Annotated in this window: 7 protein-coding genes; all 7 read right to left on the bottom strand. The window is 38.5% G+C overall.

The genetic code is table 11. The features are described from left to right. Positions 1-3 precede the first annotated feature (3 nt). Positions 4-8,163, bottom strand: coding sequence for an SDR family NAD(P)-dependent oxidoreductase (locus AC4II3_RS02355; protein ID WP_490722768.1), 8,160 nt, complete (start codon positions 8,161-8,163; stop codon positions 4-6). Continuing rightward, entirely contained in the window at positions 8,151-8,918 is a 768-nt protein-coding gene (locus tag AC4II3_RS02350) for an enoyl-CoA hydratase/isomerase (protein WP_488016560.1), read from the bottom strand. The genes AC4II3_RS02355 and AC4II3_RS02350 overlap by 13 nt, the downstream gene beginning before the upstream one ends. A 52-nt stretch (positions 8,919-8,970) precedes the next feature. Next, positions 8,971-10,425, bottom strand: a complete 1,455-nt coding sequence (locus AC4II3_RS02345) for a phosphopantetheine-binding protein (RefSeq protein WP_488029100.1) — start codon at positions 10,423-10,425, stop codon at positions 8,971-8,973. Between the two features lie 165 nt (positions 10,426-10,590). Further along, positions 10,591-11,850, bottom strand: a complete 1,260-nt coding sequence (locus AC4II3_RS02340) for a hydroxymethylglutaryl-CoA synthase family protein (RefSeq protein WP_488016147.1) — start codon at positions 11,848-11,850, stop codon at positions 10,591-10,593. 4 nt (positions 11,851-11,854) lie between these two features. Next, entirely contained in the window at positions 11,855-13,078 is a 1,224-nt protein-coding gene (locus AC4II3_RS02335; protein ID WP_488016149.1) for a beta-ketoacyl synthase N-terminal-like domain-containing protein, read from the bottom strand. A gap of 20 nt (positions 13,079-13,098) precedes the next feature. Continuing rightward, the gene (locus AC4II3_RS02330) at positions 13,099-13,350 is read right to left on the bottom strand and encodes an acyl carrier protein (protein WP_488016151.1); all 252 of its coding nucleotides are present in this window, start codon (positions 13,348-13,350) and stop codon (positions 13,099-13,101) included. Positions 13,351-13,376: 26 nt separating this feature from the next. Beyond that, positions 13,377-17,072 carry a type I polyketide synthase gene (locus tag AC4II3_RS02325; protein ID WP_490722767.1) on the bottom strand — a complete coding sequence of 1,232 codons (3,696 nt, stop codon included), beginning with the start codon at positions 17,070-17,072 and terminating at the stop codon, positions 13,377-13,379. Between the last annotated feature and the right edge of the window lie 2 nt (positions 17,073-17,074).

Below are 17,074 nucleotides of genomic sequence, written 5' to 3'. Positions count from 1 at the left end.
AACTCACTGTAGAAGTTGATCAAGTTGACCTATAGCTTCATCAACTGCCATATCAATTTCATTTTCAGAAAGCTGATTAATTTCCGAAAATATACTTTCTGAAGACTCTAGCTCGAAAGAATCCTTATCTAATATTACCTCTGGTATTTCCGATTCCGAACCGGTATCATCTGATGGCAGAACTATTGTTTTTTCTAGGTAATCAGTTAGTGACTGAATATTAGGATAATCAAAAGCTACAGAAGATGGCAGTGAACAATCTAAACTAGTCTGCAATTTATTCCTCAACTCAACAGAAGTCAAAGAATCCATACCTAGGTCAAAAAATCCTGTCTCTAATGAAATAGATTCGGGATCATTGATTCCTAACACTAGAGCAAATTGACGGCGGACATGAGCTACTAATAACGAGCGACGTTCGTTGGGTGCTGTTGCCTCCAACTTTAACAGAAATTCTGACTTGGATATTTCAGAAGTTGTTTGGATTTTTTCCTGCCAATCTGCCAAGAAAGGCCATTGGGTTAATCTTTCCTGCCAAGCTGACCACTCAATCGGTATCACCCCTACTTCTATATCCGAACCACTCATTAGTAGCTCTAGGGACTCTAGCACCTGAGTTGGAGATATCACACCCATTCCCTGCTTCTGTAGACTGGCATCTGCACCTGGCTGGGCTACCTCTCCCACTTGAGAAACAGCTCCCCAATGAATGCTCAATCCTGTCAATCCCATGGTTCGACGATAATGGACTAAACCATCTAGGAAACCATTGGCTGCAGCATGATTTCCTTGACCTGGTGAACCCAGCAGAGATGCAACTGAAGAAAATAGTACAAAAAAGTCCAAGGGTTGGTTTTGAGTCAATTGATGCAAGTGCCAAGCACCTTGGACCTTGGGAGCCATAACATTCTTAAAACTAGACCAACTCTGGTTTTGTAGAACTTCATCCGACAACATTTCCGCTGAATGGATGACTCCTGCTAATGGTATGTTTGACTGCTCAATCCTAGAGAGCACTCCGGTCATCGATTCGACATCAGACACATCGGCTTGTTCCACTACCACGGAAACTCCAGCCATTTCTAACTCAGTTATTTTTTGACTGTTAGCATCATCTGCTGAACAGCGTTCCAGTAACACCAAATGCTTGGCTCCTTTATCCACCATCCAACGAGCCACCAATAAGCCTAAACCTCCCATACCTGTAATTAAGTAGGTAGCATCCTCGCGGAAACTCAGAGGCTTTTGAGTAGTAGCATCGGCAAGTTGTTGTGTAGCTTGCTGATGAGGACTAGCCACCAATCGAGCCACATAACGCTCATCTCCACGCCATGCTACCTGATCTTCCTTATCCTCCGAGCAGATTTCCTGGAATAGTACCTCAGCCTGAGTCTCTATCCTCTGCTGTGGGTCTAAATCTATGCGCACACACTTTAGCTCAGGATGTTCTAAGCTAATCACTTTCCCCATACCCCACAGTGAAGATTGGGCTACTCCTGGTATTACTGGATTATTTGACGGTACTGGTTGAGCACCATTCGTTACTAACCATAACCGGGGTGATTGAGATAACTTGGCTTTGACTAAGGCTTGTACCAAAGATAAGGTAGTGCCGCACCCTAGCTTGGATAAATTTTCTAATTCCTCAGAGCTAATATTTTTACCCACCCCTGCTGCTGTAGTCCAACATTGTACTACTCCAGATAAAGATGGTGATTTAGTGGCTATAGTCTCTATCAGTTGCTCCAATTCTGAGAAATTGTCGGGGTTAATCGTAAATTCTTCCGGGGCAAGCTGTTGATAGTTCTCTCCGGCAAATACTAAGGTACAAACGTCTCCTCCTGAGCGCAGTTGGCTAGCTAACTGTTGAGCAATTCCTTGTTTGTCTGCTAGTATCAACCAGCCCTTCGGTGTCGATGATGTTGATTCTAAGGTTGTTGGAGCTGCTTGGGCAACAATCACTCCTTGTTGAGCAAATACTTCTGCCATACCCTCCACTTCTGGCAGAGTGACTACTTGAGTAAAACCTGTTTCACTCAAAACCTTTTTCCACTGCTGGCGACTCAACAGAGGGTAGTCTGGTCGCAATTCATCATCAGTGAATCTCCACCATCCTTCTAATAGTCCAAAGATTAAATCCGAAAATCGAGATCGAGTTGTTGCTTCATACAAGACCAATATCCCCCCTGGTGCTAACAGTTGTCGCACATTGGATAATGTCTGCTTCATACTGGTGGTAGCATGAAGGACATTGGCCGCAATAATTACATCATATTGATGAGATGCAAATCCTTGGCTGGTTGGGTCTACCTCTATATCTAAAGTTTGATAGCCTAGGAATCGATAATCCTGGAATTTCTGTTGGGCTTTACTGGTAAATAATGCACCAATATCAGTGAATATATATTCCGTTTGGTTGGGATTGAGATGGGGCAGAATATAACTTGTAGTCCCTCCTGTTCCCGCTCCGATTTCCAACAACCGTATCCCTCGGCTCGGTGGTAATTTATCAATGGCTTGAGTGATGGTTTTTTGCACTATCGTGTTCATCACTGTCGTTACTTGTGAGTCTTGATAGAATTGGGTTGCTGTGGTCAAATCCCCTTTGGGGAACACCAGTTCTACCGGGTCTATTGCTCCTCGTAGTACGACCGCTAGTTGAGATGCACAACGGTCTAATAGTGTTAATCCTGCTGCTTCTTCTGGATATTGACTCAGTAAACTTTGGCTTTTTTGGGTAGGGTTGACTTTCTCTAAGGTTTGTTGCACCTGCCACTGTTCTTGATTAGGCTGGAGTATTCCTACTTCTCCTAGGATTTGTAGCAGACGCCCGAATAGTTTTCGCTGACTCGGAACTATACCTAAACGTTGAACAACTGCCTCCAAGTCGAAACTCTCTGTTGGCTTATATGACCAACCCATTGATACCAAAGCTTGCACTATGTAATCTACGCTTAATTCTTCTACGCTCCTTTGTGTTTCTGAGGTAAGAGTATTATCTACCTGAGTTACTAATTCTTTTACGGTAGGAGTTAATTTTTGAGAAACTTCCAGGGGAGCAAGCAAGAAATCAGGAGGTAGCAACCTGCCTAAAAGACCTTTGCTTCTCCATGCTACTTCATAAAACCAATTAGTTATTGATTCTACTTCTGTTCCTAGTAAAGTCTCTCGAGTCGCTAGTTTGAGTTGTAAGCCTTTGACAGTAGCAATGATGTCTCCTTCTGGATTCACTAGCGTTACTTGAGTGGTTAAACTTTTTTGACTTTCCACTACAGGCGCTGTCAGGGAACCATAAGCCCACAGGGAAAGCCCTGGACTACGATATACTTTAAACTCTTCTACTCCTACTATCAGATAAGTTTGATCGCCGTCTACTTCTGGCAGTGAATGAGAAATTACCTGAAAAGCTGCATCTAATAAAGCAGGATGGAACTTATAATCAATTGTTTCTGCTATTAATTCTTCGGGTAACTTAATCTGAGCCAATGCTTGGTTTTCACCAGACCATAATTCATAAATGCCTTGGAAACTGCTACCATAATCAATCCCCAATTGCCGATATTGTTGATAATGTTGTTTGACTTCTATTGGTTGATTACACTCTGCTTTGTATTTTTCTATATCTAATTTAGTTGAAGTTGTATTATCTATTTGTGCAACTCGGATTTTTCCTGTGGCATGGAGTTTCCACTTCTGTTCGTCTTGGTGATGTTGTTCCTGTTGAGAAAATATTTGAAATTGGTAGCTTTGGTTGTCTGATGGGGTGAGTATGGTTTGGGCATTTGTCAATTCTCCTTCTGGTAGTATCCATCCCTTACTGATGGTTAGGTCTTCTATTACTATCTGGGGTGTTTTTAATTGGTGATTTCCTGCTGCTATTGCTATTTCTAGGTGGCCTGTTATAGGAAATAATACTTGATTAAATACTCGGTGGTGGCTCAGATAATTGGGTGAGTTGTATCCTATTTGTGATGCAAATATTTGTTGTTCGCTTGCACAATTTAGCTTTTGACCTAATAGTGGATGGTAGTTTTGGTCTGTTGACAATTGTTGTTGTTTAGGCCATAAGAAGTTGTTGTTGGTTTCTATCCAATATCTTTCTCGTTGGAATGGATAAGTCGGCAATACCACTTTCTGACGACTATAGTCTGAGTCAAATCCTGACCAATCTATTTTTACTCCTTTTACATACAATTGTCCTAGGCTTGATAGCATTTGTTGCCATTCCTCTACTCCTGGACGCAATGATGGCAACCATTCTCCTACATCTTCTGTTACACATTGCCTTCCCATTCCTAACAATATTGGTTTGGGCCCGATTTCCAGGAAGGTTTCATATCCTTGCTCCTCTAGAGTTTTCATACTCTGGGCAAATCTTACTGGTTGACGCACATGACCCACCCAATATTCAGCAGTGGCTATTTCTGTACCTACTTCAGTACCAGTAACATTTGATATTAGTGGTATTTTGGGTTGGTTATAGGTGATTTCTTTGGCTACTGTTGCAAATTCTGTTAATATTGGTTCCATCAATGGGGAATGGAAAGCATGGGATACTTGTAGTTGTTTGGTCTTGACTCCTTCTGATTCTAAGAAACTACAAATATTTGCTATGGCCGCACTCTCACCTGAAATTACTATACTTTCTGGTCCGTTAACTGCTGCTATTGTTACTTGGGAACTATATTCTTTTATGGCTTCTGTTACTTGAGATTCTGATGCCATTACGGATACCATCTGACCTCCAGAGGGTAACTGTTGCATCAACTGTCCCCGCATGGCTATTAGTTTGAGACCACTTTCTAGGCTAAAGACTCCTGCTACTGTTGCTGCTACATATTCTCCTACACTGTGACCCATAACTACATCTGGTCTGACTCCCCATGATTCCCATAATTTGAAGAGGGCGTATTCCAGGGCAAATATAGCGGGTTGGGTATAAGCTGTTTGGTCTAATACATCAGGATTTGACTTTTGTGCATCTAATGAGTAGATAATTTCTAATAGAGGTACTTCCAGATAGGGTCGTAGAATTTGGTCACATTCCTCTAAAGCTTGACGGAAAGTCGGTGCTTGTTCATACAGTTGCCTTCCCATATTCACATACTGGGAACCTTGACCGGTGAATAGGAATGCTATTTTCGGACTTTCCCTATTTGGTTGTCCTGAAAATACTCCTACTAATTCTTCCTGAGTTTTCCATCCAAGCAGTTTCTCTATGAATTCTTTGGTATCAGATGCAATCACCCCTAGTCGATGATTAAAATGTGTTCTGCCTGTAGAAGCTGTATAACATATATCTGCTAGTGCTAACTCGGGATTAGTTTCTAAATAACTTTGATAACTACTGACTAAATTTTCTAGAGCCTTTTCTGTTTTCGCTGAGAGAGTTAATAGATGAATTGGACGTTCAACAACATTCTGGCTTTTAACTTGAGATGGAGCTTCTTCTATAACTACATGAGCATTAGTGCCACTAAAACCAAAAGAACTAACTACAGCTTGCCTTGGTTGGCCTTCAAACACTTCCCAATCTTTGAATTCTGTATTGACATAAAAAGGGCTATTTTCAAAGTCAATATGTGGGTTTGGTTGATTAAAATGTAACGATGGAACTAATTTTTGCTTTTTGAGGCACAAAATTGTCTTGATCAAACCAGAAACTCCAGCAGCCGATGCTGAATGACCAATATTAGTCTTTACCGAGCCGATCGCACAAAACTGTTTCTTTTTAGTCCATTTAGAAAAGGTTTCTGTTAAAGCTTCTACCTCTATTGGATCTCCCAGAGGTGTTGCTGTACCGTGAGCTTCTACATAACTAATAGTTTCTGGGTTAATTCCAAATTTCTGATAAACTGCTTCTTCTAAACTAGCTTGAGATTGACTACTAGGAGCACTAATTCCATTAGTATTACCATCATAATTGACTCCTGTTGCCTTGATCGTTCCATATATATGATCGTTGTCTTGAATTGCTTGACTATACTTTTTTAATAAGATAACGCCACAACCTTCGCTCCAAGTTGTACCTGATGCTTCAGCATCAAAAGTTTTACAACGTCCATCAGGAGATATCATTTGAAACTGACTTGACGCTATTTGGAAGCCTGTTGTTGAAAAAATGGTAATGCCTCCAGCGATCGCCATTTCGCTCTCTCCTCGTTGTATGCTTTCGCAAGCTTGATGAACAGCTACTAATGACGAGGAGCAAGTAGTATCAATAGCTACTACCGGCCCTTTCAAGTCAAGGAAATAGGCGATTCTTGCTGGTACAAGAGACAGAATATTTCCTGTCAGTACAAATCGATGAGTATCTAATCCAGAATTTGACAATAAATTGATATAATCACCTGTTGATGCTCCAACAAATACTCCACACTGTTTACCTCTGAGAGAGTCAGTAGCATATCCAGCATCCTCTATCGCGTGGTAAGCTTCTTCTAAAAATATTCTTTGTTGAGGCTCCACAAACCGAGCTTCTTCCGGAGAAATCTTAAAGAATAAAGGGTCAAATTTATCAATTTCATCTAAAAAACCGGCACATTTTGAATAGGAAGTACCTGGATGCTCTGGATCTGGATGATACCAACTTTTTTCTTCCCATCTTCCAGGAGGTGGTTCTGTTACACTGTCAACTCCATTCTTTAAATTTTCCCAAAATTCCTTCCAGTTATTTGCTCCTGGATATCGACATGACACTCCAATAATTGCTATATCTGTACTCGCTATATCATTTTGAGCAGGGTTATGCCCATCATTAACCTCCAAACCTAACAGGATTGATTCGGCATTCTCCAAGGAAATTTTACCTGATTGTAACTGATTTAGTAATTGTTCTGTCTGATTTCTTGGTTCTACTACTTCTAATAATAAATTTTCTGCTGATTCTAAAGATATTTCTCCAGCGCTTACCAAGGATAACAATTCTTCAGAATCATTAGGATTCATTAATAATTGATTTTCATAATTATTTACTTGTCTTTGTTGAATTGCCGCTTTATCTGACAGTTTTTCATTATTTAAATCTAACAAGATTGACTCGGCATTCTCCAAGGAAATCTCACCTGATTGTAATTGATTTAGTAATTGTTCTGTATTAGTTTCGGCTTCTGTATTAGTTTCTGATTCTACTACTTCTAATAATAAATTTTCTGCTGTTTCTAAAGATATTTTTCCAGCGCTTACCAAAGATAATAATTCCTCATTCGTGTACTTTCTGTCCATTTTCTTATCAGTAGCTTTAGTCGTTCCTACGAGGAGTTTTTCCGCATTTTCTAAGGAAATGTTACCAGACTGTAATTGAGATAAGATATTTTCTTCTTCACTTAACCGAGTATGGTGAATAAGAAACGATTCCTGAGTATTTTCTAAAACAAAATTCGACTCGTCCCTGATTTTAATGTGTTGATGAAGGGTTCGTTCGTGAAGCTCTCTCCCTTTTTGAATTAGTTCAGGGAATTCTTTTCTAATTTTTGAAGTTAAGTATTCCTTTAAAGTTATTAAAGATAACCTCGGTTTCTCAGCTATTTTATTAGCAGTTTTCTTGGCAAACTCTAGTACTTCTGATCTCGGCAAAACTGGAAAAGGAATGCCTCGATTTAGCAATTCTTTCGCAGAATAGTTTCGAGCAGTATACATCATTTCCTGCCCTAATTGCACTCCTAGTTTTTGAAGTAATACGAATATGGCTGCTGCTCCTGCTCCTGGGATAAAATCATATTTCAGAATTGAGTTACTATAAAAACTTTCTTGACCCAGTACAATCAAATCTGCATATAATCCCAGAACTAAACCACCTCCTAATGCGTGACCTTCCATAGCAGCAATGACCGGTATCGGACAATTTAGTGGCAGGGTTAATAGAGCCAAAGAAGTCTCAGTAGTAGAACTACTTTCTCCTTTAGAGGTTGATATTAAGTGTTCCTGAGTCGCCCCGATAGAAAAATAATTACTGATTCCTGTCAATATAACTACTTTATAGTTCTTATTCTCTCTAACTGCTTGAAAGCATTGAAATAAGCCTGTCACCAATTCCCTGGAAAAACCATTCTTGTTCTCCTCATCCTTCATAGTGATTTGAACAACACCATTGCCCAACTCCACCAGTTGTACCACTTTGGAATTGCCATTGACTGAGTCCAAATTAAAATTCAAGTTTGCCATGGATATACCCCCTCTTGTTTAAAGAGTCTAATTTTTTCGCTAAAAGTAGGTTTTACCATCAAACTACAAGACGTATTTACAGCTAAATCTTGAGTTTCTTCTCGAATAATCCATAATTTATTCATGAAGTCTTTTAATTCTTTGACTTCAGATGATGGTAAATATCTTAAACGTCGAATATATTGATTTACTAACTTATTAGTATCCTCATTATATTCATCAACTAAGCCCCAGTTATAAGCCTCTGATGCTGAAATTGCTTGAGTTGTTATTGATAAACGGTAGGCTTTTTGAAACCCCACTCGACGAATCAAAAATGGCAATACACAAGCAGGTAACAAACCAAATAAGAGTTCAGATAAAACAAAGGTGGCAGTTTCATCCGCAATAACTAGATCGCTTGCTGCTACCAAACCCACTCCTCCTGCTTGCACCCTCCCGCGCACTCTTGACAAAATAACTTTGCTACTTTGGGATATTTGTTTCAAGATGTTGTAGTAACGATGCATATTCTCTTTTGGGTCCAGTTGCTTTCCATCTGCTACTTCTTGAAAATCCATCCCTGTACAAAACACATCAGGTAGTCCTTCTAGAATAACTACTTTAACTGTTTCCTCTGCTTCAGCCGCTTGTAAAGCTGACAATAACTCTTGAGCCAGCTCGGGATTAATGCTGTTGTTAGCTTCAGGTCGATATATCTGAATTCTTTGTACAACAGACTGATGATTAATTTTTAGGGTTTGATAGTACTCCATAGCTATAAATTTATATTATATTCTCGGTGAAATATTTTTTATTAATAAAGGATTAAATATTAGAGTATTGTCCTTGTTTGATTTTTGCAATTATTTTATTTGCTTCTTGAGCCGTTAAATTTTTATTTGCTACTTGATTCAGAATTGAGCGTATTTTTTGCCTTACATCATCCTGTGATTTTGTAGATAAATCTTTATTTTTTTGATATTCTTTTGAAGTAATGTGATTGCCCTGAGACAATTGACTTATATTTGGAGATTTTTTTATTTCACTACTAATATATTGGACTAAATCTAATAAGGTCGGATAATCATATAATTTGGTGGCTTTCATGTTTAAATTATAAGTTGCACTTATGCTTGTTATCCATTCAACTCCAACTATAGAATCTAAGCCTAAATCAACAAATTTTTTGTCTTCTTCAATTTCACTAATATCTGCATACAAAGCGTCTGCCAAACTTTGTTTTAGAGTTTCTTTAATTTCAGCAAAATTAACATCTAAGTTATCTAATTTTAAGGTATTTTGACCTTCCAGAATATTTTCAGATTCATCTGCAATTCTGTCTGATAATGTTTTTTTAACGTAAGGTATATCTCGTAAATAGGGAGATTTCAAGCCTTGTTTAATTGAACGCGAAACCATAACCAATACACTATCTTTATTGTAACGAGGTAGTGTTTTATAGAATCTAGAATGCAATTGAGTATATGTTGAAAACAAGCCCAAACGTTCCTCATCTACCCGAGTATCATAATCTACAAGTCGAATCACAAAAGCACGTCGTATTTTATGTAAACCAGGCTTTAAAGGGACTGAACGATGTAATACATATTTGTTGAAGAAAAGTACATCACCAGGTTTATACTGGTCTTCTTCATACCCATCTTGAATACTATAATCTATGACATCTTCTGTTATCTTATTCATAATAGTATTGGCATTCGCTACATATTCATTCAAATCTCCTTTTGATTCATCCCACCTAATATTATTTTTTAAATGCAAATCATGAATAGTGTAAAGAAATTTACCTGGAAAAACATCTATAGGCACATATTGCATCCCGCCTCGATATTCTTTAGTGATTTCATCTAGTGGAATCCATATTGATGCACCAAAGTCGTCCATCTTTGTAAATGAAAATGAACCAACTCCTACATGCCATCCTAATCCTTTCTGATTCGGTTCAACAGAAAAAAAGGCATTATGCATGATCATTATTTTTTTGCCCGTGATGTAATTCAAAAAAGGCAACTTTCTTTTTATTAATGAAGAAACAAAGTCATATTTTATTAAATCATAAGCATGATCTTTTGTATCAATATTCTCATATTTTCCTATCTTTAATGTTACTTTTTCTTTAGAAACTTCACTTTCTTTTTTTGCAGTTTCTAATGTTTCTTCAAGTCTTTTTATTTCAGAAGCACTAAAGAATTCTCGAATTTGACAGTATCCTTTTTCTTGATACTCTTCTTTCAATTGCTCTAAATGTTCTTGACTCATAAGTTTAATTTCCTTTGTATTATACTTTAATTTGTTTTGATTTGTTGAATTATTTGATTGGTTTTGTTAGTTATCAGTTTATTATTTGCTAACCTATTCAATGTTGATCGTAATTTATGTTTTCAGGTGTCTTGTAATTCTATATCAGAATTAGCAGTTTTTATATTATACCCATTCATATTCTCGGTGAAATTCCTTGATTCTTTTCAGCACTAAGCGACCTTTCCCTTCAATTTGTTTCCACACACCAGGAAAGAGTTTGTAATCTAGAGTCACATTCCTAGTGCCAAAGGCAACTGTCGAACTATAGTTTAGTAACTGATCATATTCTTCCATGCTTAAAGAATAGCGCATTGCTAACTGTGATGAAATTTTTTGTTTAGCTTGAATTTCCTTCCCTTGTGGGGTGACAACTCCACTATAAAATTCCGAACAACAACCGGAACCATAGGAGAATATACCAATTCGTCGGGGTTTGCTAAAATCTGCATTGTCAATCATGCTAGCTAAGGACAAAAACACCGTCGCTCCCATAATATTCCCTACCTGTTGGCAATAGACTAATCCCGGCATTACCCGTCTCAGAAAGTCCTCTTCAATCTCCACAGGTTTTGCCTTTTTTAACTTACGCATCATACTTCTGTGGGCACCTTTTACCATACCTCCAAAGGGAGTATGAAAACTCAAGTAATCAAAAGTTTTTTGGTAATCTACTCCTTCTACTCGATCTTGATACTGATGATAGGCATTTTCACAACAATCTAGGTAAGATAGCAATGATAAGTCTGCATCTCCTGCTTCTGAGTCTGGGTTAGGTCTGCAAGTATCCATAACCTCATAGCCATAGTAACCATTACATCCTACATCAGCTTGGAAAATTTTAGGAACATCACTGACCAAAAGAGCCACTGCTCCAGCACCACTACTTGATTCTGCAAAATACCAATCTTCGTTGATAGCTTCTCCTCCCTCTGTAACAATAAACCGGGATATATCAGTTCCTATCACCAAAGCTTTAGCCCCTGGACATGTTTGGGACAAAATTAAGTTTAATGCCATCTGTAAACCTGCTGTAGTTGAGTAGCAAGCTTGCTTAATCTCAAACATTCGGCAGTTACGACTTAGCCCCAAATAATCCTGGATATAAGTGCTCATAGATTTGCCAAAATCTATGCCAGATTCACTACAAGCTACCACCATTTTGATTTGTTGCTTTTCGATATCACTGAGGCTATCAATAATAGGTTTGGCTGCATTAATAGCATAAGAAACTGGATCTTCATAAGGCATAGCAACTGCCTTCTCTTTCATCAGAAGATTATCGAAGCGAGTCATGTCTAACTGACGTGCTTGTCCTAACATTCGCACATCTACTTTAGCAGAACCACCATATACATTTAGTGCTTCAATTCCAACTTGTTGCATGAGTTTACGCCTGTGCAATTAATAAAGCTGTATTGATACCCCCAAAACCAAAACTGTTGCTGATAGCATAGTTAATCTCAGCTTGAACAGAATTTTCTTTCACCCAATTTAGACTGGTATCAATGGGATTAACTAAATTTTTAGTTGGATGACAAAAACCAAAATCCATTTGTAATATAGTGGCGATCGCTTCCAATACACCAGCAGCAGTTAAACAATGACCAGTTAAAGATTTTGTTGAATTGAGTAGGCAACGGTGAAGTCCTGCAGATTTTAAAGCTGCCACTTCTGTTTTGTCACCAAGAGGGGAACCGGTACCGTGGGTATTCACATAATCAATACTCTCTGGCTGAAGGTCTGCCATGGCTAAAGCAGTATTTATAGCCCGTTCTTCCCCTTTTTGGGAAGGTTCGGGACTACGATTCCCATCTAAAGCCAATCCCCAACCCTTGAGTTGGCCATGGGATTTAGCTCCCCGTTGTTGAGCGCGGTCAGTTCTTTCTAAAACTAATGCTCCACAACCTTCTCCATAAATAAAGCCATCATGGTCTTGGTCAAATGGCCTACAAGCAAGGTCTGGGCGATCGGCAAAACGTTCGCTCCCCATTGCGCCTAAATTCATCAGTGCTTGACATTCATACCCCGATAGATCCGATAAAGTTCCCAGGGCAATGCAAATATCACTGTTCCCCATTAAAATTTGACGGGCAGCATGAATTATAGCAACTGCTCCACTGGCCGAAGCTCCACCTACACTATAGCCCTCACCTTGAATCTGAAAACACTGGGAAATGAGACCCAATATATCAGTATCCCAAAAGGTCAGACCATAAGTTGGTCGTATAAACTGCTGACGTAAGTGATAACGTTGCCAGGTTTGTTGCTGGTAACGTTGTTGTAAATTTGAACCACCTACGACTAATCCTACTCGTTCTGGGTTAATTTGGCTAGAGGTGAGTTGAGCATCTTGCCAGGCTTCAGCAACAGCTACTATTGCGACTTGGGCGCTCTTAGTAGCAGTACGTAACAGTCCACTGTACTCAGGAAATAGAGTTTTGGCGTCAATATCGGGAAGTTCGGCACCAATAAATGGTTTGATGCTTTCACGTCCAGGCTGTTTTAGATAAGCAAATTGAGTTTTCCCTGATAACAGAGCTTCTTTAAAAGTAGCAACTCCTTGACCAATGGAAGTAATAATGCCCATACCTGTTATCTCTATGTTGCTCATTGATAGGCTCTCTAGCTTTGTTAATTTCTAGATTCTAATTTACCTGCAAATATATCAGCCAGTTCTCCTAAATTATTGGCTCCAGCTAATTCAATACGTGGGATATTTAAGGATAAATCTTCCATTACCATCATTATAATTTCTGCCCTATTTACTGAATCAATTCCCAAATTTTTGAGACTATCATTCAGTGATATAGGTACTTTTTCTAATTCTGGTGCTATTTCATAAATATATTTTTTGATTATCTTAAATATTTGTTCTTTGTTCATAACATCCTCCCTCCTGAAAAATTATACTATGTTTTTACTTGATTTTTGATTTGTTGAATCATTTTATTTCCTTCCTGGACTGTTAATTCTTTATTGGCAACCTTTTTCAAGATTGAGCGTAATTTTTGTGTCATTTCCTCTTGCGAATATCCAGATAAATAATCTTCTTTAATAGATTCTTTATGTTCTGTTGGGAATCTACTTCCTCCTGTAGAATCAATTTCCTGGGTAATATATTTTGCAAAATCTACTAAGGTAGGATAGTCGTATAGTTTAGTAGCTTTAATATTTAAATTGTAGGTTTTATTGATGTCAGTTATCCATTCTACTCCCACAATAGAATCTAAACCTAAATCAACAAACTTTTTGTCTTCTTCAATTTCACTGATATCCGCATACAGGGCTTCCGCTAACTGTTGTTTCAAAACTTCCTTGACTTGTGAGAAATTGTTCTGGGAGTCAGTTAATGGTAGAGATTGGTTGCTGATAGTTGTTCCAGTTGGAGAAGATGGCGATCGCTCCACATCAATATTTCTACCCTGAATTGATAGGGTGTCAGCGATATATTTTGCGAAATCTAATAAAGTAGGGTAATCGTATAGTTTAGTGGCCTTTATATTTAAATTGTAGGTTTTATTGATGTCAGTTATCCATTCTACTCCCACAATAGAATCTAAACCTAAATCAACAAACTTTTTGTCTTCTTCAATTTCACTGATATCCGCATACAAAGCATCTGCCAAACTTTTTTTGAGGGTTTCTCTGATTTGAGTCAAATCTCTATCAAGGCTATTCAATTTGGTGAGATTTTCAGATTCAATATCAGCCTGATCTAATTCCATTTTGGGTGGAGGTTCTATACTTGGCGCAGCATTTTCTAGATATAGTGATTCTGGAGCTGATAATCTTAGTTTTGGTTGCTGTAATATTTTGTCTTTGTTCATTTTTATTTTCTGTAGCTGGATATTCATTCCATCAAGTTTTACTTTTTTGTCAGATGTTATGCTATTTTTATCTTGACTTGTCCGTTGTCGAATATCTGTTATCCAATACCTTTTTCGTTGCCAAGGATATGTTGGCAACTCTACCTTATTACGGTAATAATCTTTATCAAATCCTAACCAATCAATTTTTATTGCCCGTACATATAATTGCCCCAGACTTTGCAGCATTTGTAACCAGTCTGGTTTCCCCGAACGTAAACTGGGCAACCATAGTTTTTTTTCTCCCATGAGACACTCACGAGCCATACCTAATAGTACCGGTTTTGGTCCTATTTCTAGGAAAATTTCAGCACCTTGTTTGTGCAAAGTTTCCATTCCTTGGACAAACTTTACTGGTTGACGCACATGATTTACCCAATATTGTGCTGAAGCAATACTATCGTCTGCTTTTTCTCCTGTAACGTTTGATATTAGTGGTATTTTAGGTTGATTATAGGTGATTTCTTTGGCCACTGCTTCAAATTCTGTTAACATTGCTTCCATCAATGGGGAATGAAAAGCGTGGGATACTTGTAGTTGTTTGGTCTTGACTCCTTCTGATTCTAATAAACTACAAATATTTGCTATCGCTGCACTCTCACCTGAAATTACTATACTTTCTGGTCCGTTAACTGCTGCTATTGTTACTTGGGAACTATATTCTTTTATGGCTTCTGTTACTTGAGATTCTGATGCCATTACGGATACCATCTGACCTCCAGAGGGTAACTGTTGCATCAACTGTCCCCGCATGGCTATTAGTTTGAGACCACTTTCTAGGCTAAAGACTCCTGCTACTGTTGCTGCTACATATTCTCCTACACTGTGACCCATAACTACATCTGGCCTGACTCCCCATGATTCCCATAATTTAGCTAGAGCGTATTCTATGGCAAATATAGCGGGTTGGGTATAAGCTGTTTGGTCTAATAGATTAAAAGTTGATTTTTGTGCATCTAATGGGTAGATGACTTCTAATAGAGGTACTTCTAAATATTCTTTCAGAATTTCATTGCATTGGTCTAGAATTTTCTGAAATGTGGGTTGAGTCTCATATAATTGTCGTCCCATATCTATATATTGAGACCCCTGCCCAGTAAATAGAAAAGCCACTTGTGCTATACTAGTACCAGGTATTTCTCCAGAAAAAATTTCTTTTACTGGTTCTGTTGCTTGGTGAGCTTTTAATTTTTCTAGTAGTTCTTGTTGCTTGGAAGCAATAACAGCTAGGCGATGTTTAAAATGAGCACGTCCTGTGTTTGCAGTATAACAAATGTCTGCAATTTCTAATTCCTGATGAGTTTCTATATAGTTTTGATAGCGGGCTACCAGTTGTGCCAGCGCTTCTGGAGTTTTGGCTGAGAGGGTTAATAAATGAACTGGACGCTCTGGGGAATTTCCTTTCTTAATTGGTTCTGGAGCTTCTTCCAGGATTACATGAGCGTTTGTTCCTCCAATACCAAAAGAACTAACCCCTGCTCTACGAGGAGTTCCATTGGTTTTCCATTCGGAAAGAGTGGCATTAACATATAAAGGACTATTAACAAAATCTATATTAGGGTTGGGCTGTTCAAAATGTAACGTTGGTGGTAGTAATTTATGTTTGAGAGCTAAAACTGTTTTGATCAGTCCTGCTACTCCTGCCGCTGCATCTAAATGACCTATATTGCTTTTCAGGGAACCAATAGCACAGAAACCCTTCTTTTGCGTACTATACCTAAAAGCCTGGGACAGAGCTGCGATTTCGACCGGATCTCCCAGCTCTGTCCCTGTCCCATGAGCCTCTATGTATGAGATTGTTTCTGGATCTACTCCAGCAACAGCATGAGCTTCTGAAATAACTGCTGCTTGACCTTCTATGCTAGGTGCGGTGTAGCCCACTTTCAAGGAGCCATCGTTATTAATCGACGATCCCTTGATGATTGCCTGGATAGAATCACCATCTGCGATCGCGTTATTGAGTCGCTTGAGAAGTACAATCCCAACACCATCACCTGTTATTGTACCCTTGGCTTTAGCATCAAAAGTTCGACAGTGTCCATCAGGAGAAAAAATCATTCCCTCTCGATATAAGTGTCCAGCTTTCTGGGGAAGCTGGATAGAGACACCACCTGCAAGAGCCAGATCACATTCCCCATTGAGTAAACTTTGACAAGCCATGTGAACAGCGACCAATGAGGTTGAACAAGCAGTTTGAACGTTGATTGCAGGTCCTCTTAAATTTAGCTTGTAAGCAACACGAGTTGCCAAGAAATCTTTATCACTGTTGATCATTAGCTGATAAGAGTTCAATGGATTATCAAGATCGTGGTTTGAATAAAGATTCCTCAATAAGTAGTGGTTCATGCCAATACCAGCATAAACTCCTATTAAACCTTCATAAATATCTGGATTGTAACCACCCTTTTCTATAGTTTCCCAAGCACATTCAAGAAACAAACGTTGTTGGGGATCTATGTATTCAGCTTCCTTGCGACTATAGCTAAAGAAATTAGCATCGAACATATCGATGCCTGACATCATAGCACGAGCTTTTACATAGTTAGGATTATTCAGTAATTCAGCTTTAACACCAGATTCTAGCAATTCTTGCTCTGAAAAAAAAGAGATACATTCAACACCATCCTTAAGATTATGCCAAAATTTATTGGTGTCTTCAGCTTGTGGAAAACGACCAGACATGGCAATAATTGCTATACCTAGATCGTCTATTAAATTTTCTTCATCTTGTAGATTCATTT

The organism is Moorena sp. (assembly GCF_982860115.1).
The sequence above is the reverse complement of the archived record's forward strand: the minus strand, read 5'-3'. Positions and strand labels throughout refer to the sequence as shown.

Coding starts and splice junctions, on each gene's coding strand:
- AC4II3_RS02325 (WP_490722767.1), bottom strand. CDS start 17,072: ATGAATCTACAAGATGAAGAAAATTTAATAGACGATCTAGGTATAGCA.
- AC4II3_RS02330 (WP_488016151.1), bottom strand. CDS start 13,350: ATGAACAAAGAACAAATATTTAAGATAATCAAAAAATATATTTATGAA.
- AC4II3_RS02340 (WP_488016147.1), bottom strand. CDS start 11,850: ATGCAACAAGTTGGAATTGAAGCACTAAATGTATATGGTGGTTCTGCT.
- AC4II3_RS02350 (WP_488016560.1), bottom strand. CDS start 8,918: ATGGAGTACTATCAAACCCTAAAAATTAATCATCAGTCTGTTGTACAA.
- AC4II3_RS02355 (WP_490722768.1), bottom strand. CDS start 8,163: ATGGCAAACTTGAATTTTAATTTGGACTCAGTCAATGGCAATTCCAAA.
- AC4II3_RS02335 (WP_488016149.1), bottom strand. CDS start 13,078: ATGAGCAACATAGAGATAACAGGTATGGGCATTATTACTTCCATTGGT.
- AC4II3_RS02345 (WP_488029100.1), bottom strand. CDS start 10,425: ATGAGTCAAGAACATTTAGAGCAATTGAAAGAAGAGTATCAAGAAAAA.